This is a genomic window from Cyanobium gracile PCC 6307 (assembly GCF_000316515.1).
GTDB classification, from domain to species: domain Bacteria; phylum Cyanobacteriota; class Cyanobacteriia; order PCC-6307; family Cyanobiaceae; genus Cyanobium; species Cyanobium gracile.
Map to the genome: position 1 here is coordinate 1,252,893 of NC_019675.1, position 20,825 is coordinate 1,273,717.

The following is a 20,825-nucleotide window of genomic DNA, read 5'->3' on the forward strand; positions in this document are numbered from 1 at the left end:
CGATGTGGATTGAACTCCGTGGCCCCGAGACCTGCCAGTACCGGCTGGAGGACCCCTGGAAGCAACCCACCGGCCGGCTGGCTCAGTACCTCGAGCCGATCACTCTCGATCCCCAGGCCTACGGGGTGCACGACGACGCTCGGCTGGTGGGGCCCGATCTGGTGGGGGTGGACAGGGACAAAAGGATCATCGAGGAGACCCTGCATCTGAAGGAACTGCCGGTGTCCCAGCGGCGGCGGCTGGTTCTGCGCAGTCTTCTGCCCAGGGCCGAGCGAATCGACGCCCCGGTCTGCAGCCTGGTGGACATCCGACGCTGGTCCGGGGCCTATTTCCACTGGTTTCTCGATGCCCTGCCGAGGCTCATCGCCGCCGAGGATCACAGCTCCCGTTCCGGAGAGCGGACTCTCGTGATCGTGCCCACCAGCCTCCTGTCCTGGCAGGAGGAATCGCTCGCATTGCTGGGAGTGGCAACCGATCGTCGGCTGCCCCATCGCGCCCCCGGACGAGGGGGTCTCCAGGTCCGACGTCTGATCGCCGGGGTGGCCCACCGCTGGCAACGCGGGGGCCGGGCCCCCTTCGATGCCATCTCCCCGTGGGCCATTCGCCGGCTGGCCGGGCGCTTCAGCGAGGCGGTTCCGCTTCAGCAGGGAGCATCGGCTCCATCACGACTCTTTCTCTCCCGTCGCGGTGCCCCCAACCGCAACATCGCAAACGAGGAGGCGGTGATGCAGCTCCTGGAGCCCCACGGGTTCGTGGCCGTGCGCGCCGAGCGCCTGTCCCTCTCCGAGCAGATCACCCTCTTCGGCGGCGCCACCCATATCGTCGCCCCCCACGGCGGGGCCCTCACGAACCTGATGCATGCCCGCGGGGGCCATCTACTGGAGCTGTTCCAGGCTCAGCATGGCGTACGGCCTGAATACTTCCAACTCGCAGACATCAATGGCCTCGACTACCGCTTTCTGCTCTGCCCGAACGTACCAGGCAGCAATGACATCCGAGTGGACATTGATCGTCTTATGGAGTGGCTGGCCATGACCCTCTGAAGCGGAAGCTGTCAGGGCAGATGACAACCCGCCGTTGAACATTCGACCCTCACCAGCGCACCTGGTTCGATAGTCCTTACCGGGGGCGGTGGATTGATCCAGACCACCACCGGTAGGGGCAAGCATCGGGCCCTGCTGCGACTGGGGAACTGGCGGCTCCGCCGGAGCTCGCTACCAGGGCGGTGTGCCTGAACAGCATGGAAGACCCGTGCCAGCTCCAGCCATTCACACAATCTCTTACCGGCCACGGCCACAAAGAGACTCAGATCGTGATCTTCGCGAATAAGATGATCGACAGGTGGATGGAAAGTTCCTAGCAGCCGCAGGCTAGTGCGGGTTGCGCACAGCGGGGTGCCCTGGAACCCAGCCGAACGTCAGGGCTAGAGAACCGGGGCCAGTAAGCAGGGGTAGTCGGCCACATATTCGGCTGTGGGCATCAACCTGTAATGCCTCAGCAGGCAGCAGGCGGGCTTCCTCGCCTGTGCGCGCCTGGGTTTCCTAATGACTGAGGTTGCCGTCTGCCCGTTGCAGGGCAGCGATCACGTCGGCCTCCTGCAAATCGAATCGACAAGAGCGGCCCCAGGAACAGGAAGGCTGGGAGATCAAGTGGACATGCACGGCCAGCGGTTCTTCCACATGGGATATCAAGCAAGGGTGTGGGTCGTGGACAGAAAGCCATCGAGCTGCTTGAGACTCCACAGGGGGAGCGCGCGAATCATCCTGTCTATCCAACTGAGAAATAACAGGAAGCAAGCTATCATTCACCCGTCTCGCGCACTGGCCTGGCTGCGTCCACAGACCGGAAGAGAGCCAGTCGAAAATCGTTAGGCAGATCCCGAGGACGAACCAGCTTCTCAATAGGAGAATAAGAGTCAGTCCAGTTGTCATCAATCAAATGAAAAACGCGACCCCCAATACTTAAAACCGAGGGGAGATCCGCTCGAAGAAAAGGATACTTCTGCTGGAATAGATAATACTCCACCTTCGCACCCGTAGCATTTTCATATCTTTCGAGCTTAGCCATTTCACTGCGAGACGCCTGGACCCGCTGTTCCGGGCGAATACGAATATCGATAGCGTGAATCTTTGGATCAAGAAGCACGATGGGATTAGGCCTGTGTAAACCTTGATATCCTACAGCGACAGAACCATCCTCCCTTAGCTCACGGGGGAGCCATTGTTCAAGAGCAAGCCTGGAGGTGGCAGCTGAATGGAAATGGACACCTGGATGGATAGAAATAACAAGCCAGGCCACCATTACATAGGCGAAAAGAAGAGACCAGATGGAAGCAAGTTTCAGAAGAAAGCGCTGATCCGGAAGCCATTTATCAGCAACAGAGATATAGGCATTGCGATAGCAGAGGCCGCACAAGGCCAGCGGCAGGAAAGGCAGAAAGCCATAATCCAACATGCGAGGGGTCGCCAGCATGATCACAATCATGCCGAATACCAATGGAAGGAAGTAGCGGAGACGCGCTAAAGCCCATGCGGAGACCCCAAGAGCGAAGATCGTGAACAAGTTCCAAAGCGGCGCAATGATCGTGAATCCCCACCGATAGGCCCAGAAACCGAACAGGAATTTCCGGGAGTCGAAGGCCATCGATCCCGTCTGGACTGTCCGCAGCGCCCAGGAGAGAGCATCGTAAGGCGTGAAAGCACCGATCACCAGCACCACGGTCAGAACCAAAATCAGCAGCGCCATCGCTATATGTAAAAGCCGCTGAAATACGGTCTGCGGATCGAGAATCCAGCTTGCAATTATAAGGCCTGCGGCATAAACCGCACCCAGGAGCGGAGAGGCAAGAACCACAAGACCTGTGATGGCTCCAGAGGCCCTTAGCCATGCTCCGTAAGGCTGCACACGCCCATGGAGGAGCAGGGGAAGAGCCATCAGGGGAAGAGCCAGTTGCTCGGGCCGTCCTTGCAGGCCGATGGCGATCACCACCGGCACGATCGCGAAGAGAACAGCCAGAAATGGAATACCGATCTCGCTGATTCGCAGACAGCGCCGATAGAGCGCGTAATAGAGGAGAAAAGTGAAAGCGTTGACGACCCCCATCCAGATGCTGAGAGATTCCCAGGTCTTGCAACGCAGCAGCACACCATAAAGGAGGATATGCAGAAGGCCGTGGAAGTCATAAAGATCGTTGCCCTTGAGAACGAAGAAGGGGAGATATCCTCCGAAACTCCAACCCTTGCCTGTGGCCACATTGATCACGGGTGGCGCAAAGAATGTGGCATCGCTATGGAGGCCGGGCCATTCGATCCAGGCAAACCACAGAATGACAAGAGCAACAATGGCAACCAGGATCCATTCGGCTGGATCCACCACTGAAGCAACGGCTCTCATTGTTGGTCTCAAGCGGAGGCTCAGCACAGGGGAAGTGCGCACAAGCCTGCGGAGAGAAGCCAACATGAGGAAAGCCTGTACTACAGGGATTGTAGGGAAAGTTTGATTGTTGGAATCGGAGGGCTTCCATGCTGGTCAAATTTCCTCCAGCAGCCTCTCAAGCTTCATCACCTTTGAGGGTCCTCCAAGAGCTCCAGAGCGCGCAGTGTCAGCCCATCTGGGGGCTCCAGCCAATCCCATCAGGGATCACTACCGGCCAACGCTCGTGGATCCGGGCAGGACATCGTTGGGTTGGTGATAAGCGCCACACCGGAATCGACTTCCGCCCGTTCTTCCCCAGCCAGCGGTCCGAGAGCCCCCCGGCCAGAAGGACGGCCGTTCCTGGCGGCGGTGAAGCCAGGCTGCTCGAGAGAACACCCCCACGAGCAGAAGAGGCTTGACCATCCAGTACTGCTGGCGAGACTCACCATCCTGTTCGCAACCGTCCTGAGGCTGTTTCCGATCAAGAGCTGAGGCAAGGAAGCGGCAACGAAAGTTTCCAGTCCCGTTGTCTTGCCCGCAATCTGGCGATGTCAGGCTTCGGCACCTTTGCCATGGCGGCAGCGCCTCTGTCGTGCAGGCGTCCGGAATTTCATGGCACTGACCTGCGCCGGACCGAGCCTCTCAACCCGCCCATACTCGATCCCGGACTGGTGCCGCCTCTCGACCGACCGTCGCCGTCTGCTTCTGGAATGGGAGCCACCTGAAGGCGACCCGGCCTCGGCAGGCACCCGTTCAGATCAGCCCAGGGTGGGCCGGATCGCCCTTGAAGGGTCCCTCCACGTCGGAGGTGATCCAGCCGCCGTAGAAGCCGCCGGGCTGGGGGATCACCCGCTCCCCGTCCACCCAGCAGCCGTCCATCAGGGCCGGGTAGCAGGCCAGCCAGCCGGCCAGGGGCTCGAAGGCCGGGGTGGGCGAGGGGTACGACCAGAGGGCCCGCCGAAGGCGGCGCTCTCCCCCCGCATCGTCGGGGGCCACCAGATCGAAGTAACGGGCCACCCCCTTCCACTCACAGAAGCTGGAGCCGGCGGCGGGCTCCAGCAGGGTGAGATCCAGATCCTCCGGGCAGAGGTAGAACACCGGCGGGTGGTACGTCTCCAGCACCCGCAGGCTGCGGTGGGTGTCGCATAGCACCCGACCCAGGGCCTCCACCCGCACGTGTCGGTTGCAGGGCAGCAGCGCCGGCGGGCGGGGGTAGGCGGCGACGGCTTCGGCCATGGCGGTCAGCCGGGAATGAAATGCCGCAGGCGGCGCGCCTCGGCTCCGGCCCGGGCCTGCAGCTCCTCGTCGGTGAGGTCGGCCTCGGCCCGCTGCTGGGCGGCGATCACATCCGCCTCGTCCACGGCAAAACCGGCGCCGCGGGCCAGGGCCAGAAAGGCCTCAAGGTCGGGGGGATCAGCCGGATCGTGGAGGCGGTCGGCGAGGGCGGCATCGGCGCGGGCGTGGGCCAGGAAGGCATCCAGCTGGTCGAGGCTCATGGGACCGGCGTCAGGGGCCATCCCTCTCTAGCGGCCCGGGGGGTCGGCGGCGGCGGCGGGCAGCAGATCGAGCTGAAGAGCAGCCTGCGGCCTCCTCTCCAGCTTCACCGCCTCCCACGGCGCCGGGTCCCAGGGGGCCATCAAAGGCTCCAGGGCCCGCAGGGCCGGCCCGCCTGAGGGCTCCAGCCAGGCCTCCTCGAGCCCGTCGGGAATGACCACCGGCATGCGGTCGTGCACCCGCATCAGCAGGTCGTTGGGGGCGGTGGTGAGCACGACGCAGGTCTCGAGCTCCCCGCCGTCCTTCCCCAGCCAGCGGTCCCAGAGCCCGCCGAGCCAGAAGGGCCGCCGGTCGCGGCGGCGGAACAGCCACGGCTGCTTGAAACTGTGGCCGTCCACCGATCTCGGCTGCCATTCATAGAAGCCATCGGCGGGGATCAGGGCACGGCGGTGGCGCCAGGCGCCGCGGAAGTAGGGCTTCTCCGCCACCGTCTCGCTGCGGGCGTTGATGGGACGGCGGGTCGCGAGGGGGTCCGGCGCCCAGTCCGGCACGAACCCCCAGAGAGCGAGGGTCACCTGAGGGTGCCCGTGCTCCTGGCGCTGCAGCAGCACCGGCTTGCCCGGCCGCACCTGGGGGCGGGGTGCATAGTGCTCCTCCAGCCCCGGGGGCAGGGGGCCCCGCAGACGCGGCAGCAACCGGTCGAGGGCGGTGGTGAGGGAGTAGCGGCCGCACATGGTGGGCGGGGAGGCCGAGGGGGCGGAAGGCGCTGGAAGGGAGCCGGGCGTTCGGTTCTCCCGACCCGGCGGGGGGCCGGCCGGAGGCGACCAGACCTAGCTTGGGCCCATACGCCGTTTTGCGCAGCATGGCCATCCGTCAGGACGACAACCGCCCCACAAGGCGGTTCGGAATTGTCAATCTCCTCCTGATCGGCTTCGGCGTGCTGCTGCTGTTCAGCAATTTCCTTCCCAACCCCGCCACCCAGGTGCCGCGGGTGCCCTACTCGCTGTTCATCGACCAGGTGAACGACGACAACGTCAAACGGGCGTACATCACCCAGGACCAGATCCGCTACGAGCTCACCAAGCCCCCGGAGGAGGGCGCTCCCACGGTGCTCTCCACCACGCCGATCTTCGACATGGACCTGCCCCAGCGGCTGGAGCAGCACGGGGTCGAGTTCGCCGCGGCGCCGCCGAAGCGGCCCAGCTTCCTCACCACGGCCCTGAGCTGGGTGGTGCCGCCGCTGATCTTCATCCTGGTGTTGCAGTTCTTCGCCCGCCGCAGCGGCATGGGCGGCGGCGCCCAGGGGGCCCTGAGCTTCACAAAGTCGAAGGCCAAGGTCTACGTGCCCGATGAGGAGTCGCGGGTCACCTTCGCCGATGTGGCCGGCGTCGACGAAGCCAAGACCGAGCTCACCGAGATCGTCGACTTCCTCAAGACACCGCAGCGCTACATGGACATCGGCGCCCGCATCCCCAAGGGGGTGCTGCTGGTGGGCCCCCCCGGCACCGGCAAGACCCTGCTCTCCAAGGCCGTGGCCGGTGAGGCCAGCGTGCCCTTCTTCATCATTTCGGGCTCCGAATTCGTGGAGCTGTTCGTGGGGGCCGGCGCCGCCCGGGTGCGCGACCTGTTCGAGGAGGCCAAGAAGAAGGCCCCGTGCATCATCTTCATTGACGAACTCGACGCCATCGGCAAGAGCCGCTCGGGCTCCATGGGCGTGGTGGGTGGCAACGACGAGCGGGAGCAGACCCTCAACCAGCTGCTCACCGAGATGGACGGCTTCACCGCCCAGGACAAGCCGGTGATCGTGCTGGCGGCCACCAACCAGCCCGAAACCCTCGATGCCGCCCTGCTGCGCCCCGGCCGCTTCGACCGCCAGGTCCTGGTCGATCGTCCCGACCTCTCCGGCCGCAAGATGATCCTCGACATCTACGGCAAGAAGGTGAAGCTGGCCGAGGGGGTGGATCTGGACAAGATCGCCCAGGCCACCAGCGGGTTCGCCGGCGCTGACCTGGCCAACCTGGTGAATGAGGCGGCCCTGCTGGCGGCCCGTGCCTACCGCAAAACGGTGGAGCAGGCGGATCTCAACGAGGCCATCGAGCGGGTGGTGGCAGGCCTCGAGAAGAAGAGCCGGGTGCTGCAGCCCGACGAGAAGAAGGTGGTGGCGTACCACGAGGTGGGCCACGCGATCGTGGGGCACCTGATGCCCGGCGGCAGCAAGGTGGCGAAGATCTCGATCGTGCCCCGTGGCATGGCGGCTCTCGGCTACACCCTGCAGCTGCCCACCGAGGAGCGCTTCCTCAATTCCAAGGAGGATCTCGAAGGCCAGATCGCCACCCTGCTGGGTGGGCGGTCCGCCGAGGAGGTGGTCTTCGGTGAGGTCACCACCGGCGCCGCCAACGACCTGCAGCGGGCCACCGACATCGCCGAGCAGATGATCGGCACCTACGGCATGAGCGAAACCCTCGGCCCCCTGGCCTACGACAAGCAGGGCGGCAGCCGCTTCCTGGGGGGGAACTCCAACCCCCGCCGGGCCGTGAGCGACGCCACCGCCCTGGAGATCGACAAGGAGGTGCGCGGGCTGGTGGACCGGGCCCACGAACGGGCCCTGGCGATCCTGCACCACAACCGCGAGCTGCTGGAGACCATCTCCCACAAGATCCTCGAGAAGGAGGTGATCGAAGGCGACGAACTCAAGCAGCTGCTGGCCTCCAGCCAGCTGCCCGATGCGGCGGTGCTCGAAGAAGCCGCCGTCTGAGCCGCCGGCGCCGGGACGGGCCTGGGAATCAGGCCTAATGTCCCGGCACTGGTCTCAGTTCAGCCATGTGATGGTGGTCGGGACAGAGCCATCGGCGCCCCCACCCGCCACCCGATCGCTCCAGCGGCCTCCCCGGCGGCTTCTGACCGCCGTCCTGATCCTGTGCTGCCTCGGGTTCGCCGGGCAGGGCCTGACGACGGCCTATTCCTACTGGTCCGATGAGATCTGGTCGGTGGCCGCCAGCAGCGCCGACTGGGGCATGCTGTTCCGCGACTGGCTGCTCCCCGACACCCATCCCCCCCTCTACCAGGTCCTGCTGAAGCTCTGGATCGGGGTCTTCGGCGGCGGGGAGACCGCCACCCGCAGCCTCAGCTTTCTGATCGCGGCTCTCGGCCTGGGGGCCGCGGCCCTGGGCAGTTCCGGGCGCGGCAGCGGTCGCCGTCTGGCCACGGTGGCCTTCCTGGGCACCAGCCCCTCCTTTCTCTTCTATGCCCAGGAGGCGCGCAGTTACGCCCTCTCATTGGCGCTGTCGACGCTGATGCTGGGCACGGCCCTGCTGCTGCGTCAGCGAACAGGACGCCACGAGGCCGCCCTGCGCTGGGGATTCCGGCTCGCCTGCGTGCTGCTGTCGCTGACGCATTACTTCTCGCTGCTGTTCGTGCTGGTGGTGCTGGCGGTGAGCGCCGCCGATGGACGGGTGCTGCGACGACGGCGGGAAGCGGCCGTCCTGGGGCTGCTGCTGCTGCTGCCGCCCCTCACCCATGGCCTGGTCAGCCCGGTGGGCGCCAAGTTCGAACGGATCGACTGGATCGAGGTGGAGCCGATCATCGGCACCCTGATGCAGTTCAGCCGCGGCCTGCTTCCCCTGCTGGACCTCCACCAGGGACAGCTGGCCCAACTGGGCCTGATCGGACTGGCGGTGGGGATCGGCTGCGCCTTCGGCTCCTGGCGGAACCTGCGCCGCTTCCTGGTGGAGCCGACCCACCAACTGCCCCAGGCCCTGGGGGAGGCCCGCTACCTGCTGCTCGTGATCGGCCTGTTCCTGGCGCTGATGCTGGTGATCGATCCGATCAGGCCCATAAGCCAGGCCAGGTACACCATCGTGGTGCTGCCGGCTGTGGCCTATCTGGTGGGGACGGGCTGGGAGCTGGCTGCCGGTCTGGGCCGCTTCCGCCGCAGCTCCCTGGCCGTTCTGCTGGTGGCCGTGCTGCTGCTGCAGCTGCAGATCGGCCAGCGGATGCTGGCGGACAAACGGGCACCACTGGAGAACTATCGGGGCATGGCGGCCTTCGTGAACAGCACCGGCCTCTGTGAGGGCGGCTGCTGGAGCACGGGCTGGCGCCCCGATGCCCTGATGGGCACCTACTTCCGGCCCGGCCAGCTGCGGGATCTCGAGGAACGGGACCCAGCGGACCCCATGCCCCTGCGGCAGCCGCTGCTGGCGTTCCACGGCAACCGGGAACAGATGAAGGAACTGAGCGGCACCAACCCGCAGCTGGCCTGCTGGGAAGCGCCGGGAGCCTGGCCGGCCAAGTCGTTCATCCTGCTGCCCCACACCAGCCCGGCGCAGCCGGCACGCCACGGGCTGCGCCCCTGTCCCCCTTGACGTGGGGGGGGTCGATCTCGCATAAGGGTTCTTTGGGACGTGGGCCATGGTGTCCCCCTCAGCCCCGCTCGCCGCCCTGAGGGGCGGCGATCTGCTCTCCTCGGCCGACCTCGACGGTCCCCAGACCCTGGCCCTGCTGGAGCTGGCCCGCCAGCTGAAGGGCGGCGAGCGGCGCATCGATCTGACCGGCCGGGTGCTGGGGCTGATCTTCTCCAAGGCCTCCACCCGCACCCGGGTGAGCTTCATCGTCGCCATGGCCCGGCTGGGTGGCCAGACGATCGACCTCAACCCGGCCGTCACCCAGGTGGGCCGGGGCGAGCCGATCGCCGACACCGCCCGGGTGCTGAGCCGCTACTGCGATGCCCTGGCGATCCGCACCTTCGCCCAGGAGGACCTGGTCGACTACGCCCACTGGGCCTCGATCCCGGTCATCAACGCCCTCACCGACCTGGAGCACCCCTGCCAGGCCCTGGCCGATGCCCTGACGATCCAGGAGCGCTTCGGCCATGGCCCCACCGACCTGCACGGCCTCACCCTGGCCTACGTGGGCGACGGCAACAACATGGCTCACTCGCTGATGCTCGTCGGGGCCCTGCTGGGGATGGACGTGCGCATCGGCAGCCCCGACGGCTTCGCCCCCAGCCCGGCGGTGGTGGAGCAGGCCCGGGCCCTCACCGGCGGACAGAGCTCGATCACGGTGCTGCAGGACCCCGTGGCCACGGCCCGGGGGGCCCACGTGCTCTACACCGATGTGTGGGCTTCGATGGGCCAGGAGGAGGAGCAGGCCCAGCGGGAGCAGGCCTTCGCCGGCTGGTGCCTCGACGAGGACCTGCTGGCCGAGGCCGACCCACGGGCGATCGTGCTGCACTGTCTCCCCGCCCACCGCGGCGAGGAGATCAGCGCCGGGGTGATCGAGGGGGCCGCCAGCCGGGTGTTCGACCAGGCGGAGAACCGCCTGCACGTGCAGCAGGCCCTGCTGGCCACCCTGCTGGGGGGCGTCGGCGACTGAGCGCACCAGCGGCGGGCCCAGGCCCGGCTCTGGACAAACCGTCCGCGGGATGGCAGAAAGGGAGTGGTTCATCCGTACTGTCCGTGGTCGCCACCCACCAGGAGCTCACCGAGGCCCAGCGGGAGCTCTATGACTGGCTCGCCGACTACATCGGCAGCCATCGCCACAGCCCCTCCATCCGCCAGATGATGGAGGCGATGGGGCTGCGCTCCCCGGCGCCGATCCAGAGCCGCCTGCGCCACCTGCAGCAGAAGGGCTGGATCACCTGGCAGGAGGGCCAGGCCCGCACCCTGCAGCTGCTCGGCGAAAGCCGCCCGGGCATCCCGGTGCTCGGGGCCGTGGCGGCCGGCGGCCTGGTGGAGACCTTCGACGACGTGCAGGAGCACCTCGATCTGGCCCCGGTGCTCGACACCCGCGGCCTGTTCGCCCTCACCGTCAACGGCGACTCGATGGTGGACGCCCACATCGCCGATGGCGACGTGGTGCTGATGGAGCCCGTGGCCGACCCCTCGAGGCTGCGGGAGGGCACGATCGTGAGCGCCTTGGTGCCCGGCAGCGGCACCACCCTCAAGCACTTCCACCGCCAGGGGGCCCAGGTGCGGCTGGAGGCCGCCAACCCCGCCTACGCACCGATCCTCCTGCCCGCCGACCAGGTGAGCGTGCAGGGCCGACTGGTGGCGGTCTGGCGTCAGGTCTGAAGGGATGGGGCCCGCACCACCACGTTGTAAGCTCCTCAAGCACCGGGCAACCGGCGCACCAATGGGGCCATAGCTCAGCTGGTAGAGCACCTGCATGGCATGCAGGGGGTCAGCGGTTCGAGTCCGCTTGGCTCCATTTGTTTTTCCCAGTCCCCACCTGGGATCTCGCCCAAACGGCCCGGTGTCCGCTCCAACGGGTACTTGCTTTTGGCAGCGTTTTTGCAAACAATTTTGCAAACGCCCCCAGTCGATGGCAGCGGCAAGGCCCCGTCAGCCCAGGTGGATCACCACCCTTAGGCACGCCCTCCAACAGGACAACGGGCGTGGCTGGACGGTGTGGGAGGCGAGGGGCCACGTGCAGCTGTGCCACCGCAGCACCGAAGGCACCCGGGAAACCCAGACACTCGCCATCCCCTGGAACGGAGAGTGCATCCCCGCCGTGCTCGGGACGGTTGCCCAGCTTCGTTCGGCGATGACGGAGCAAGGGGTTGGGCTCAAGCGGGCCCATGCCCTGCTCCAGCGGACCGGCATGGTGGCTCTTCCCGGGCCGGCCACGCAGCCGCGCATCGACTGGGAGCTGGTGGTGGAAGGCTTCCGGTCCTTCAAGCTCAGCAGCGGCGCCGTGAAGGCCAGCACCTTCGAGCGGATGTACGAGCCGGTGATGCAAGCCTTCTTGGCGGAGCTGGCGGCCAGCCCTGCCCCAGCGGATGCCCAAGAGCTTTTTGAGCGGTTGGTGCAGACCTGCGGAGGTGAACCCGGCAGCAAGGGCCGGCAGCTGCGCGTCCTCTACACCGCGCAGCTGCTGCGCTTTGCCCTGAAACAAGGGGCACCCAGTCGCTGGAAACCGCCAGAGGACTTGGCGGACTTCATCGGCAGGCGCTCGGCCGATTCCCTGCGCAGGGACAGCACTCCGATCAAGGATCGGCAACTGGTGGCCCTACTGGATTCCATCACAGACCCCCGCTGGCGCTTGGCCATCGGACTGATCGGTTGCTTCGGGCTTCGGCCCGTAGAGCTGCGGTTCTGCCGAGCAGACGGAAACTGGCTCGTTGTGGAATACCGCAAACGCACCGCCCGAGGAAGCACCCCCCCTCGCCGGGTACGCGGGCTGGACCCGGAAGCGATGGAGGGCGAAAGCACCCGCCTGCTCAGCCTCCTGGAGACCCAGGAACTCCCGCCGCTCGGCACCGACAACAAGGGGGCCGGAGCGGCTGTCCACCAGTTCCTGGAAAGGCGCTCGGCATGGCAGCGGCTGCGGGCCGAGGCCCGCTTCAGAGGCGAACTCCTGACGCCCTATGGCCTCCGCCATGGCTACGCCCTGCGGGCCCATCAGCGAGGGCTCGCCCCCAGGCTGACCGCCAGCCTGATGGGGCACAGCCTCCAGACCCACTGCCGGCACTACGGGAACTGGACCGACGCGGAAACCATCGACGCGGCCTTCGAGAAGATCGGGGCCGCGGCAGCCTGACCAACCCGGCTGGGCCCGACCCGCTTTTCGGAGTCACTACATACGTTGTTGTGCGTATGCATGCAGCAGCAGACCGATGGTCCGCCACCATGAGGAACTCTGGCTTCCCACCAGCCAGGCCGCCCGTGCCCTCGGCATCAGCCCCCACACGCTCAAGCGCTATGCCGATCGCGATGGGTTCCTGATCGAAGGCACCCATTGCCGCCGGGGCCCCTATCCGAACAGCCCACGGGTGTGGGAGGTGAATGGCTGCAGGCAGGCAATGAGCTGGCGGCAGTGCCACGGCAGGCCAGGCCCTGGACCCACCTGAACCTTCTGTAAATCCCACCTTCTTTCCAGAGCAGCCAACAGGTGGTACATGCTGACTGCCATCCGCTCCAGAGAAAGAACTCCTCTGCGGAATGAATACCAAAGGCTTTAGCTGAGACAACACAGTCATCAACAATCCGCTCCACCACAACCATGCGACCAGGCTCGATCAGGCTCCAGGCCTCTGATCACCGGAATCACCAGGAGGCGCAGCGAGCCGTCGTGGGCAGGATCGTGGAGGGCCATCTTCCCTTTTGCCATCGCTAACTCTGCGCTATTTCCTGTCTGTCGTCCCAAGCACAAGTTTGCGACCGTTCCTATAGTCATTTCCACCTCGACCTGACCAGTGACCACCACTCCGGCGAAACCACAGCCCGTGAACCGGTCGTCAGGGCTCGGATGACCGTCACCCCCACAAGAACCCGCGCCCGGCTAAAGCCCGGCGCCGTGGTGCGCTGCCGCACCCGCCGCTACCTGGTGGAGGACGTGCAACCGCCCCGGGAGGCCGGAGCCGACACGGTCGTGACCATGGCCTGCATGGAAGACCAGGCGATCGGCCAGCGGCTCACGGTGTTCCTGGAGCGGGAGATCGACTTCGAGCTACTGGGGGAAAGCAGCTGGGAGGTGGTGGCCCAGCGGGGCTTCGACCAGCCCCGTCAGTTCTCGGCCTACCTCAACACCCTGCGCTGGAACTGCGTCACCGCCACAGACCCCGAGCTGTTCCAGGCCCCCTACCGGGCCGGCATCGACGTGAAGGCCTACCAGCTCGAACCGCTGCGCAAGGCCCTGCAGATGCCCCGCGTCGGCCTGTTCATCGCCGACGACGTGGGACTGGGCAAGACGATCGAGGCAGGGCTGATCCTGCGGGAGATGCTGCTGCGCCAGCGGATCCGCCGCGTGGTGATCAGCTGCCCGCCGTCGGTGCTGCGCCAGTGGCAGGAGGAGATGGCCAACCGCTTCGGACTGGCCTTCACCGTGATGGACCGGGCTTATGTGGCCAAGGTGCGCCAGGAGCGGGGCTACGGCACCAATCCCTGGAGCACAGGCAGCCGCTTTCTGATCTCCCATGCGCTGCTGCGCAACAGCGACTACGCCGCCCCTCTGATCGACTGGCTGGAGCAGGGCCGCGGCGATCAGGACCAAGCGCCGCTGCAGAGCCTGCTGATTCTTGATGAGGCCCACAACGCCGCCCCGGCCAGCAACAGCCTTCGCTATGCGATCGATTCCGGGCTGACCCGCAGCCTGCGGGACCTGGCACCACGTTTCGAGCACCGCATCTTCCTGAGCGCCACGCCCCACAACGGCCACAGCAACAGCTTCACGGCGCTGCTGGAGCTGCTCGACCCGGCCCGTTTCACCCGTGGGGTGCCGTTCGATCAGGCCGACCTGGATGCCGTTCTGGTGCGCCGTCTGAAGGATGACCTGCGGCGCATCGGCGAGGACTTCCCCGAGCGGATCGTCGAACCGATCCTCATCCCGAAGGGCTCCCTGGCTGCTGACACGCCGGAGCTGGTCCTGTCGCAGCTACTGCAGCAGTACCGCCGGCAGCGGGAGCGCCGTCTACTGGCGGAGGGTGCCAGCAAGCGCCAGCTGAATGCCGACCGGCTGGTGATTACCAACCTGCAGAAGCGTCTGCTCAGCTCGGTGGAGGCGTTCGCCCGCACCCTGGCGGTGCACCAACGGACCCTGGAGAGCAAGCAACAGCAGCAACGCGATGCCCAACTGGAGCTGCTCGACGGCGGCGTCAGCGCCGACAGCGACCTGGCGGAACTCAGCGACGACGAGGTGCTCAATCTGGAGGAAGCCCAGATCCGTTCGGCCCTGCGTCAGACCCTCGCCGCCGACCAGAGCGATCGGCAGCTGCTGGAGCAGATGGCAACGATCGCCGCCGCCCATCGCAGCCGCCCCGATCCCCGTATCGAGAAGCTGGCGGAATGGCTGAAACAACATCTGTGTCCGGGCCTTGGAACGGCGGATCTGCAATGGCAGCCCACCCGGCTGCTGATCTTCACCGACTACGTGGATACGAAGCGCTATCTGGAGCGGCAGCTCAGCCAACTGCTGGGCGAGAGGGAAACCGACCGGCGGGTGGCGAGCTTCAGCGGTGGCATGAGTGAGGAGAACCGCGAACGGCTCAAGGCCCAGTTCAATGCCGACCCCGACCAGGAGCCCCTGCGCATCCTGATCGCCACCGATGCGGCCCGGGAGGGCGTGAACCTGCAGAACCACTGCCGGCATCTAATCCACTTCGACATCCCCTGGAACCCCAGCAAGCTGGAGCAGCGCAACGGCCGCATCGACCGCAAGCTGCAGCGGGCGCCTCAGGTGTGGTGCCACTACTTCCTGCTGGAGGACCGCCCGGAGGACCGGGTGATGGAAGTGCTGGTGCGGAAGACCGAGGTAATCCGTCAGGAACTGGGTTCGCTGTCACCGCTGGTGCAGCGGCAGGTGGATGAGGCCCTTGAGGGCGGAATCGACCTGGAGCAGCTCGATGCCCTGCAGGGGCAGCTGGAGGGGATGGACGCAGCGAGCAACGCGCGCGGTGCCTTGCTGAACAAGGCGCGCCAGGAGCTGGAAGCCAGTCGTCGGGTGTCCGAACTGCAGCAGCAGCAGGTTGCCCTGAGGAAGCTGCTGGCCAAATCGAAGACCTGGCTGGCCTTCGCCAAAGACCGCTTCCGCCAGGCCCTGAACTGCTCGCTGGAGCTGCTGGGTGTGACGGGCCTGGAGGCCCACACCGATGAGCGGGGCCAGCCCTGCTGGCGCCTGGCCAAGCCGGAGGAGCTAGTGGCCCAGACGCGGGACAAGAGCTGGGCAAACACGCTCGACAGCCTGCGGGGTGTGAAGCCGGCCAAGGCCTATCTGAACGACTGGCGGCAGGAGCATCCGGTGCGACCGGTGATCTTCAGCGATCCTGGCCGGCTCAGCGCCGAGGCGGTGCACCTGCATTTGGAGCACCGGCTGTCGCAGCGGCTGCTCAGCCGATTCCTCAGCCAGGGCTTCCTGCACCATGAACTGAGCCGTGCCTGTGTGCTGCCGAGTCGCGATCCCCAGCCCAAGGTGGTGGTGCTGGGACGGTTGTCGCTGTTTGGCCAGGGCGCGGCCCGCCTGCACGACGAGCTGATCACCGTGGCGGCCGAGTGGCATCCCGGCGACAGCAGCCCGAGGGCGCTACGGCCGCTACCGGGATCAAGCCCCGCAGCCACCTGGGGCCTGCTGCAGGAGGCGCTGGCGGAGGCGGACACTGGACGCTTGCCCGTATCGGACACCAGCCACTTTCAGACACTGGCCCAGGAGCATGTGGAGGCCCTTCTGCCCCTGCTCCAGCAGCAATCGGAAGCGGCGCTGCGGGAGGCCACCGCCTTGCTCAACCAACGCGCTGCCACAGAGGCCGATGCCCTCAAGGAGGTGCTGCGCACCCAGCGCAAGCGGATCAACGCCACCCTGCGCCAACGCACCCGAGAGCTGGCCAAGCTCGACAGAAAGGTGGCCGATGCCGATCCCACGGCCCTCATCCCTGGCCTGGCTGAGCAGATCGATGTTCCGGCCCTTGATCTGGAAAAGCTCTCCAGCCAAGAACGCCGCCAGCTGGCCGCCGATCAGCGTCACTGGGCACGGCGCCTGGAGACGATCGAAGCCGAACTCAGCAGCGAACCCCGGCGCATCCAGGACAGCTACCGCGTGGTGACCCACCGCCTGGAGCCGGCGGGGCTGGTGTACCTCTGGCCGATCAGCGGATAACCATGCCCCGCCGCACCCCCACCATCGACCCCGAGCTGAGGGCACACCAGGAGTGGCTCGGCTACCTGCAGCCGGTGGGCCTGGTGGTAGCCCCGGCCGCGATGGTAGAGGCCGGCTGGGTGGTGACCCGCAGCGGCAGCGAACTGATCGAACGCCAGGAGCGCTACCGCGAAGCGCTGGAACCGTTGGCCGCCGACGCCGACCCCAACGGTGGCGACAGCGACGGCGAGCGGGGCTTCCGGGAGCTGGCCGATCTGCTCACGCAGCACCTGGGCTGGGAGATCGAACAGCTCAGCCGTGATCCAGAGAGCATCGCCACCCACACCAAGGAGCTGCCCGAACTGGGTGAGGTCCTTGCCCCCACGGCCGTGGTGCCAGCCGCCACGGGCGACGGTGCCCAGTTGCTGGTGATGGAGCTGCCCCTGGCCGCGGCCTTCGATCAGAAGTTCAGCGACGGCGATCACCTCTGGCGCGCCAGTGCCCAGGAGCGCTTCGAGCGCCTGCTGCGCGAGACGGGCGTGGAGGCCGGCCTGCTGTTCAACGGCAGCCAGTTGCGCCTGGTGGTGGCCCCCAAGGGCGAAAGCTCCGGCCACCTCACCTTCCCCCTGGCCGATCTGGCGGCGGTGAGCGGGCGGCTGATGTTCGCGGGCCTGGATCTGCTGCTGGGGGTGAGCCATGTGTTCCTCGACCCCGACGGCTACCGCCTCACGGATGTGCTGCGCAAGAGCCGCAGCTTCCAGGCGGTGGTCAGCAACGCCCTTGCCGATCAGGTGCTGGCGGCGCTGTGGGAGTTGCTGCGCGGCTTCCAGCAAGCCGATGAGCTGAGCGAGCGGCAGGACACCGAACTCCTGGGGGATCTGCCCACACGGGATCCGCAGCAGCTCTACGGCGGGTTGATCACGGTGCTGATGCGGCTGGTGTTCCTGCTCTACGCCGAAGACGAAGCGCTGATGCCCAGCGATGCGGTGTACGAACAGAATTACAAGGTGAGCGGGACCTTCGAGCAGCTCCAGCAGGACGAGGCCGAATACCCCGACACGATGGAGCAGCGCTTCGGCGCCTGGGCGGGCCTGATGAGCCTCTGCCGGCTGGTGTTCGATGGCGGCGGACCCACGGCCGACTACCTGCCGGCCCGCCACGGCCAGCTATTCGATCCGGAGGCCCACCCCTGGCTGGAGACACCCTGGATCAGCGATGGCGTGGTGCTGGCGCTGCTCCGCAACCTGCTGATCGTGAATGGTGAGCGCATCAGCTACCGGGCCCTCGATGTGGAGCAGATCGGCTCGGTGTACGAAGGAATCATGGGCTATGCGGTGCGCTGCATCCCCGGCCGTTGCATCGGCCTCAAGAGCAAGCCCCAGGGCGCCAAGAAGCAGCTCACCACGGCGGTGGATCTGGATGCCTTGCTGGCCCTGCCTGGATCCAGACGCAAAGCCTGGCTGGAGGAGGAAGCGGCCACCACTTTGCCGGCCAAGTCGGCCAATGCTCTGAAGGCCGCTGCCAGCGAGGCCGAGCTACTTGAGGCCCTGGCCCCGCGCATCAACCGCGAGCTGTTCGATGGCCCCCAGGCGGCCGGCAGCCTGGTGTTCCAGCCTACCGAAGAGCGGCGGCGCAGTGGCAGCCACTACACGCCCCGGGCGCTCACCCGGCCGATCGTGGAGGAGGCACTGCGCCCCTGGAAGGAGCGCTGCGGCGGCAAGCCCACGGCCGCCCAGATTCTGGATCTCAAGATCTGCGATCCGGCCATGGGCTCCGGCGCATTCCTGGTGGAGAGCTGCCGCTATCTGGCCGAACTGCTGGAGCAGGCCTGGACCCGCGAAGGGTTGCCGGATGCATTGAAACCAGGTGGCCATGCCCTGGGCGAAGAACCGCTGATCTATGCCCGCCGCCTGATCGCCCAGAGCTGCCTCTACGGGGTCGACAAGAACCCCTTCGCCGTGAACCTGGCGCGGCTCAGCCTGTGGCTGGTGAGCCTGAGCAAGGACGCGCCGTTCACTTTCGTGGATCACGCCCTCAAGTGCGGCGACTCCCTGGTGGGCATGGAGCGATCCGAGATCGAGAAGGCCCTGAAGGGGGCCAGCCTGCAACGCGAGCTACAGGTGGAGTATCTGGATCAAGTGCGCCAGCAGGAAGCGCGCAGCTTTGCCCTGTTCCATGCCGACAGCCGCAACGATGCCGACGACGCCCTGAAGCGCCAGGCTCTGGAGGATCTGAACGCCAGCACGGCCTACCTGCGCACGGTGGGTGATCTGCTGGTGGCGGCGTTCTTCAACGGCAAGAAGCCAAAGGATCGTGAGGAGCTGAGGCAGCTCTACCTGGAGGCCACCCTGCAGCACAGTTCAGCAGAGGAACTGGAGGAAGAACTCGCCGAGCCCCTGGAGCGACTGCGTTCAGGCGAAAAAGGGATTCAGCCATTGCATTGGCAGCTGGCCTTCCCGGACGTGTTCGCGCGAGATCAGCCAGGCTTCGATGTGTTCGTTGGCAACCCACCTTTCCTGGGAGGGAACAAGATATATCCCATCATGGGAGAGACTTACCCGGATTGGCTAAGAAGCAGGTTCGCAAACTCAGGTGGCAAAGGGGTGGACCTTGTTTGCTACTTCTTTAGAGCCGCATATCAGCTGCTTGCTCCCGATGGTTGCCTTGGCCTAATCTCAACAAGCACAATCGCGGAAGGTGATACAAGAATAGCCGGGCTCAAGCAAATTACCACAAGCCAGGGCGCTATTTACAGCGCAGTCAAGAAGATGCCATGGCCGGGAGTCGCGGCCGTGAGTATTAGCATCGTCCATATTTGCAAGAATGTCAGCGGACAGTGCCCTGCAAGCTTCAACTCCTATCTTCTTTCATCACCTATCGAGCAGGATCCACAAAAGTTGGCATCAAACCAGGATACCGCATTTCGAGGTTGCGTAATTTACGGTGATGGCTTCATTTATAGAGATGAGCATTCCGAGGAGAATGCTGGCACCCAAAGCGATGCATTGCGCCTGCTACAAGAAGACCCCCGGCATGCGCAAGTCTTGAAACCTCTAATTGGCGGCAAGGAGCTAACTACGAGCCCGTCAGTCAGTCACGAGAGATACGCCATCTGTTTTGGCGAGATGTCTCTTGATGAGGCCTCAGCTTGGCCAGAATTGCTTGAGGTAGTCAGAACCAAAGTCAAGCCCATGCGCGATTCGATTGAGGGTGTATACTCAATTGCCAAAAGACGCAAGGAGTACTGGTGGCAATATGGGTCATACACCCCTGCACTTTACAAAGCGATTAATAACAAGACCAAAGTGCTTGCCATTTCACAAGTGACCACGCATATAGCATTTGCGAAAGTGAATGCTGATACAGTCTTCTCAAATAGGCTCATTGTATTGACCTCTGATAGTGCAGACACTAATTTCGCATTATTGCAGTCTAGTATTCACCAGTCTTGGGCGATTCGCTTTGGGGCCAGTCAGGACGAGCGCTTTGTCTATGGACCCGAAGAATGCTTCGACACCTTCCCCTTCCCCGTCGCCCTGCTCGAATCCAGCGCCAACGATCCCACATACGAAGCCATGCGCCAGAGCCTTGAAGCCATCGGCGAGCGCTACCACCAGTTCCGTGCCGAGATAATGGTGGCCAACAACGAAGGTCTCACCAGCACCTACAACCGCTTCCACGATCCCGCCGAAACCAGCCCCCAGCTGCTGGAACTGCGCCGCCTTCATGGCGAGTTGGATCAGGCGGTGCTGCAGGCCTACGGCTGGAGCGATGTGCCCACCGCCTGCGGCTTCGTCCTCGACTATCTCGACCCCGACGACGAGGTCCAGCTCCCCTACGAGCTGCAGGAGCGAATCAAATGCGGCGAGCTGTTCTTCTGGGGGGCCCATGAGGCCCTGGCCTTCCAGGCCCAACTGCGTGCCCATGGCGCCGTGAAGGCCACAAAGAAGCTGCCCTGGCGTTACCGCTGGCCCGATGCCGTCCGCGACGACGTACTCGCCCGCCTGCTCGCCCTCAACGCAGAGCGCTACGCCGAGGAGGTGGCGCAGGGTCTACATGTCAACGGAGCCAGGCAGGCTGCGAGCGCAGAGCCAGAAGCAGGTGGCACAGCCGGCAAACGACGGGGGCGCCCGGCGAAGGCGGCCCAGGCAGGCAAGACTGGTACCCTGCCTGCCGAACAGATGGGGCTGGCGTTATGAGCCCTGCGGCGATCTACCAATGCAACCCAGTAACCAGCCCGCCAAAACCTTCGTTTAGCCATTTGGTCAGTTGAGCTTCTAAACAAAAACTGTGAACTTGCCGACTCCACTCGGTCGTTTCTAGATGAGCCAGCCAAGGTAGTTGCCAATTGCTAC

The 20,825-nt window shown here is 65.4% G+C and carries 13 protein-coding genes and 1 tRNA gene; 10 read left to right on the plus strand and 4 right to left on the minus strand.

The features are described from left to right. Window positions 1-2: 2 nt before the first annotated feature. On the plus strand, window positions 3-1,043 hold the full coding sequence (locus tag CYAGR_RS05935; RefSeq protein WP_015108882.1) for a glycosyltransferase family 61 protein: 1,041 nt from the start codon (window positions 3-5) through the stop codon (window positions 1,041-1,043). A 757-nt stretch (window positions 1,044-1,800) separates the two neighbouring features. On the opposite strand, the gene CYAGR_RS18180 is transcribed toward CYAGR_RS05935, so the two are convergent. From CYAGR_RS18180 to CYAGR_RS05950, 4 genes are all read right to left on the minus strand, one after another. Next, on the minus strand, window positions 1,801-3,372 hold the full coding sequence (locus tag CYAGR_RS18180) for a hypothetical protein (RefSeq protein WP_156818398.1): 1,572 nt from the start codon (window positions 3,370-3,372) through the stop codon (window positions 1,801-1,803). Window positions 3,373-4,167: 795 nt separating this feature from the next. Then, window positions 4,168-4,650: a DUF427 domain-containing protein gene (locus CYAGR_RS05940; protein ID WP_015108885.1), complete on the minus strand. Its 483-nt coding sequence runs from the start codon at window positions 4,648-4,650 to the stop codon at window positions 4,168-4,170. Window positions 4,651-4,655: 5 nt separating this feature from the next. After that, on the minus strand, window positions 4,656-4,910 hold the full coding sequence (locus CYAGR_RS05945; RefSeq protein WP_015108886.1) for a Nif11-like leader peptide family RiPP precursor: 255 nt from the start codon (window positions 4,908-4,910) through the stop codon (window positions 4,656-4,658). Window positions 4,911-4,937: 27 nt separating this feature from the next. After that, window positions 4,938-5,642 (minus strand): SOS response-associated peptidase, encoded by a 705-nt coding sequence (locus tag CYAGR_RS05950; protein ID WP_015108887.1) that lies wholly within the window; start codon window positions 5,640-5,642, stop codon window positions 4,938-4,940. 128 nt (window positions 5,643-5,770) lie between these two features. On the opposite strand from CYAGR_RS05950, the gene ftsH reads away from it, so the two are divergent. The 9 genes from ftsH (at window position 5,771) to CYAGR_RS05995 (ending at window position 20,669) form a co-directional block, all read left to right on the plus strand. Continuing rightward, window positions 5,771-7,663 (plus strand): ATP-dependent zinc metalloprotease FtsH, encoded by a 1,893-nt coding sequence (ftsH, locus tag CYAGR_RS05955; protein WP_015108888.1) that lies wholly within the window; start codon window positions 5,771-5,773, stop codon window positions 7,661-7,663. Window positions 7,664-7,733: 70 nt separating this feature from the next. After that, entirely contained in the window at window positions 7,734-9,269 is a 1,536-nt protein-coding gene (locus CYAGR_RS05960; protein WP_172637153.1) for a hypothetical protein, read from the plus strand. Between the two features lie 46 nt (window positions 9,270-9,315). Continuing rightward, window positions 9,316-10,278: an ornithine carbamoyltransferase gene (gene argF, locus CYAGR_RS05965; protein WP_015108890.1), complete on the plus strand. Its 963-nt coding sequence runs from the start codon at window positions 9,316-9,318 to the stop codon at window positions 10,276-10,278. Window positions 10,279-10,361: 83 nt separating this feature from the next. Next, a complete protein-coding gene (gene lexA, locus CYAGR_RS05970; RefSeq protein WP_015108891.1) occupies window positions 10,362-10,976 on the plus strand; it encodes a transcriptional repressor LexA in 615 nt (204 codons plus the stop codon). Between the two features lie 63 nt (window positions 10,977-11,039). Then, window positions 11,040-11,112 (plus strand) — tRNA-Ala (locus CYAGR_RS05975). Between the two features lie 198 nt (window positions 11,113-11,310). Then, window positions 11,311-12,444 (plus strand): site-specific integrase, encoded by a 1,134-nt coding sequence (locus tag CYAGR_RS05980; protein ID WP_156818400.1) that lies wholly within the window; start codon window positions 11,311-11,313, stop codon window positions 12,442-12,444. A gap of 76 nt (window positions 12,445-12,520) precedes the next feature. Further along, the gene (locus tag CYAGR_RS05985) at window positions 12,521-12,754 is read left to right on the plus strand and encodes a MerR family transcriptional regulator (protein ID WP_015108893.1); all 234 of its coding nucleotides are present in this window, start codon (window positions 12,521-12,523) and stop codon (window positions 12,752-12,754) included. A gap of 398 nt (window positions 12,755-13,152) precedes the next feature. Further along, entirely contained in the window at window positions 13,153-16,491 is a 3,339-nt protein-coding gene (drmD, locus tag CYAGR_RS05990) for a DISARM system SNF2-like helicase DrmD (RefSeq protein WP_015108894.1), read from the plus strand. 2 nt (window positions 16,492-16,493) lie between these two features. Next, window positions 16,494-20,669, plus strand: coding sequence for an Eco57I restriction-modification methylase domain-containing protein (locus CYAGR_RS05995; protein WP_015108895.1), 4,176 nt, complete (start codon window positions 16,494-16,496; stop codon window positions 20,667-20,669). Window positions 20,670-20,825: the final 156 nt, after the last annotated feature.

What these genes read in the sequence shown, in the direction of transcription:
- argF (WP_015108890.1), top strand. Translation starts at nt 9,316, where the DNA reads ATGGTGTCCCCCTCAGCCCCGCTCGCCGCCCTGAGGGGCGGCGATCTG.
- CYAGR_RS05950 (WP_015108887.1), bottom strand. Translation starts at nt 5,642, where the DNA reads ATGTGCGGCCGCTACTCCCTCACCACCGCCCTCGACCGGTTGCTGCCG.
- CYAGR_RS05985 (WP_015108893.1), top strand. Translation starts at nt 12,521, where the DNA reads ATGGTCCGCCACCATGAGGAACTCTGGCTTCCCACCAGCCAGGCCGCC.
- CYAGR_RS05940 (WP_015108885.1), bottom strand. Translation starts at nt 4,650, where the DNA reads ATGGCCGAAGCCGTCGCCGCCTACCCCCGCCCGCCGGCGCTGCTGCCC.
- drmD (WP_015108894.1), top strand. Translation starts at nt 13,153, where the DNA reads ATGACCGTCACCCCCACAAGAACCCGCGCCCGGCTAAAGCCCGGCGCC.
- ftsH (WP_015108888.1), top strand. Translation starts at nt 5,771, where the DNA reads ATGGCCATCCGTCAGGACGACAACCGCCCCACAAGGCGGTTCGGAATT.
- CYAGR_RS05935 (WP_015108882.1), top strand. Translation starts at nt 3, where the DNA reads ATGTGGATTGAACTCCGTGGCCCCGAGACCTGCCAGTACCGGCTGGAG.
- CYAGR_RS05945 (WP_015108886.1), bottom strand. Translation starts at nt 4,910, where the DNA reads ATGAGCCTCGACCAGCTGGATGCCTTCCTGGCCCACGCCCGCGCCGAT.
- CYAGR_RS05995 (WP_015108895.1), top strand. Translation starts at nt 16,494, where the DNA reads ATGCCCCGCCGCACCCCCACCATCGACCCCGAGCTGAGGGCACACCAG.
- CYAGR_RS05960 (WP_172637153.1), top strand. Translation starts at nt 7,734, where the DNA reads ATGGTGGTCGGGACAGAGCCATCGGCGCCCCCACCCGCCACCCGATCG.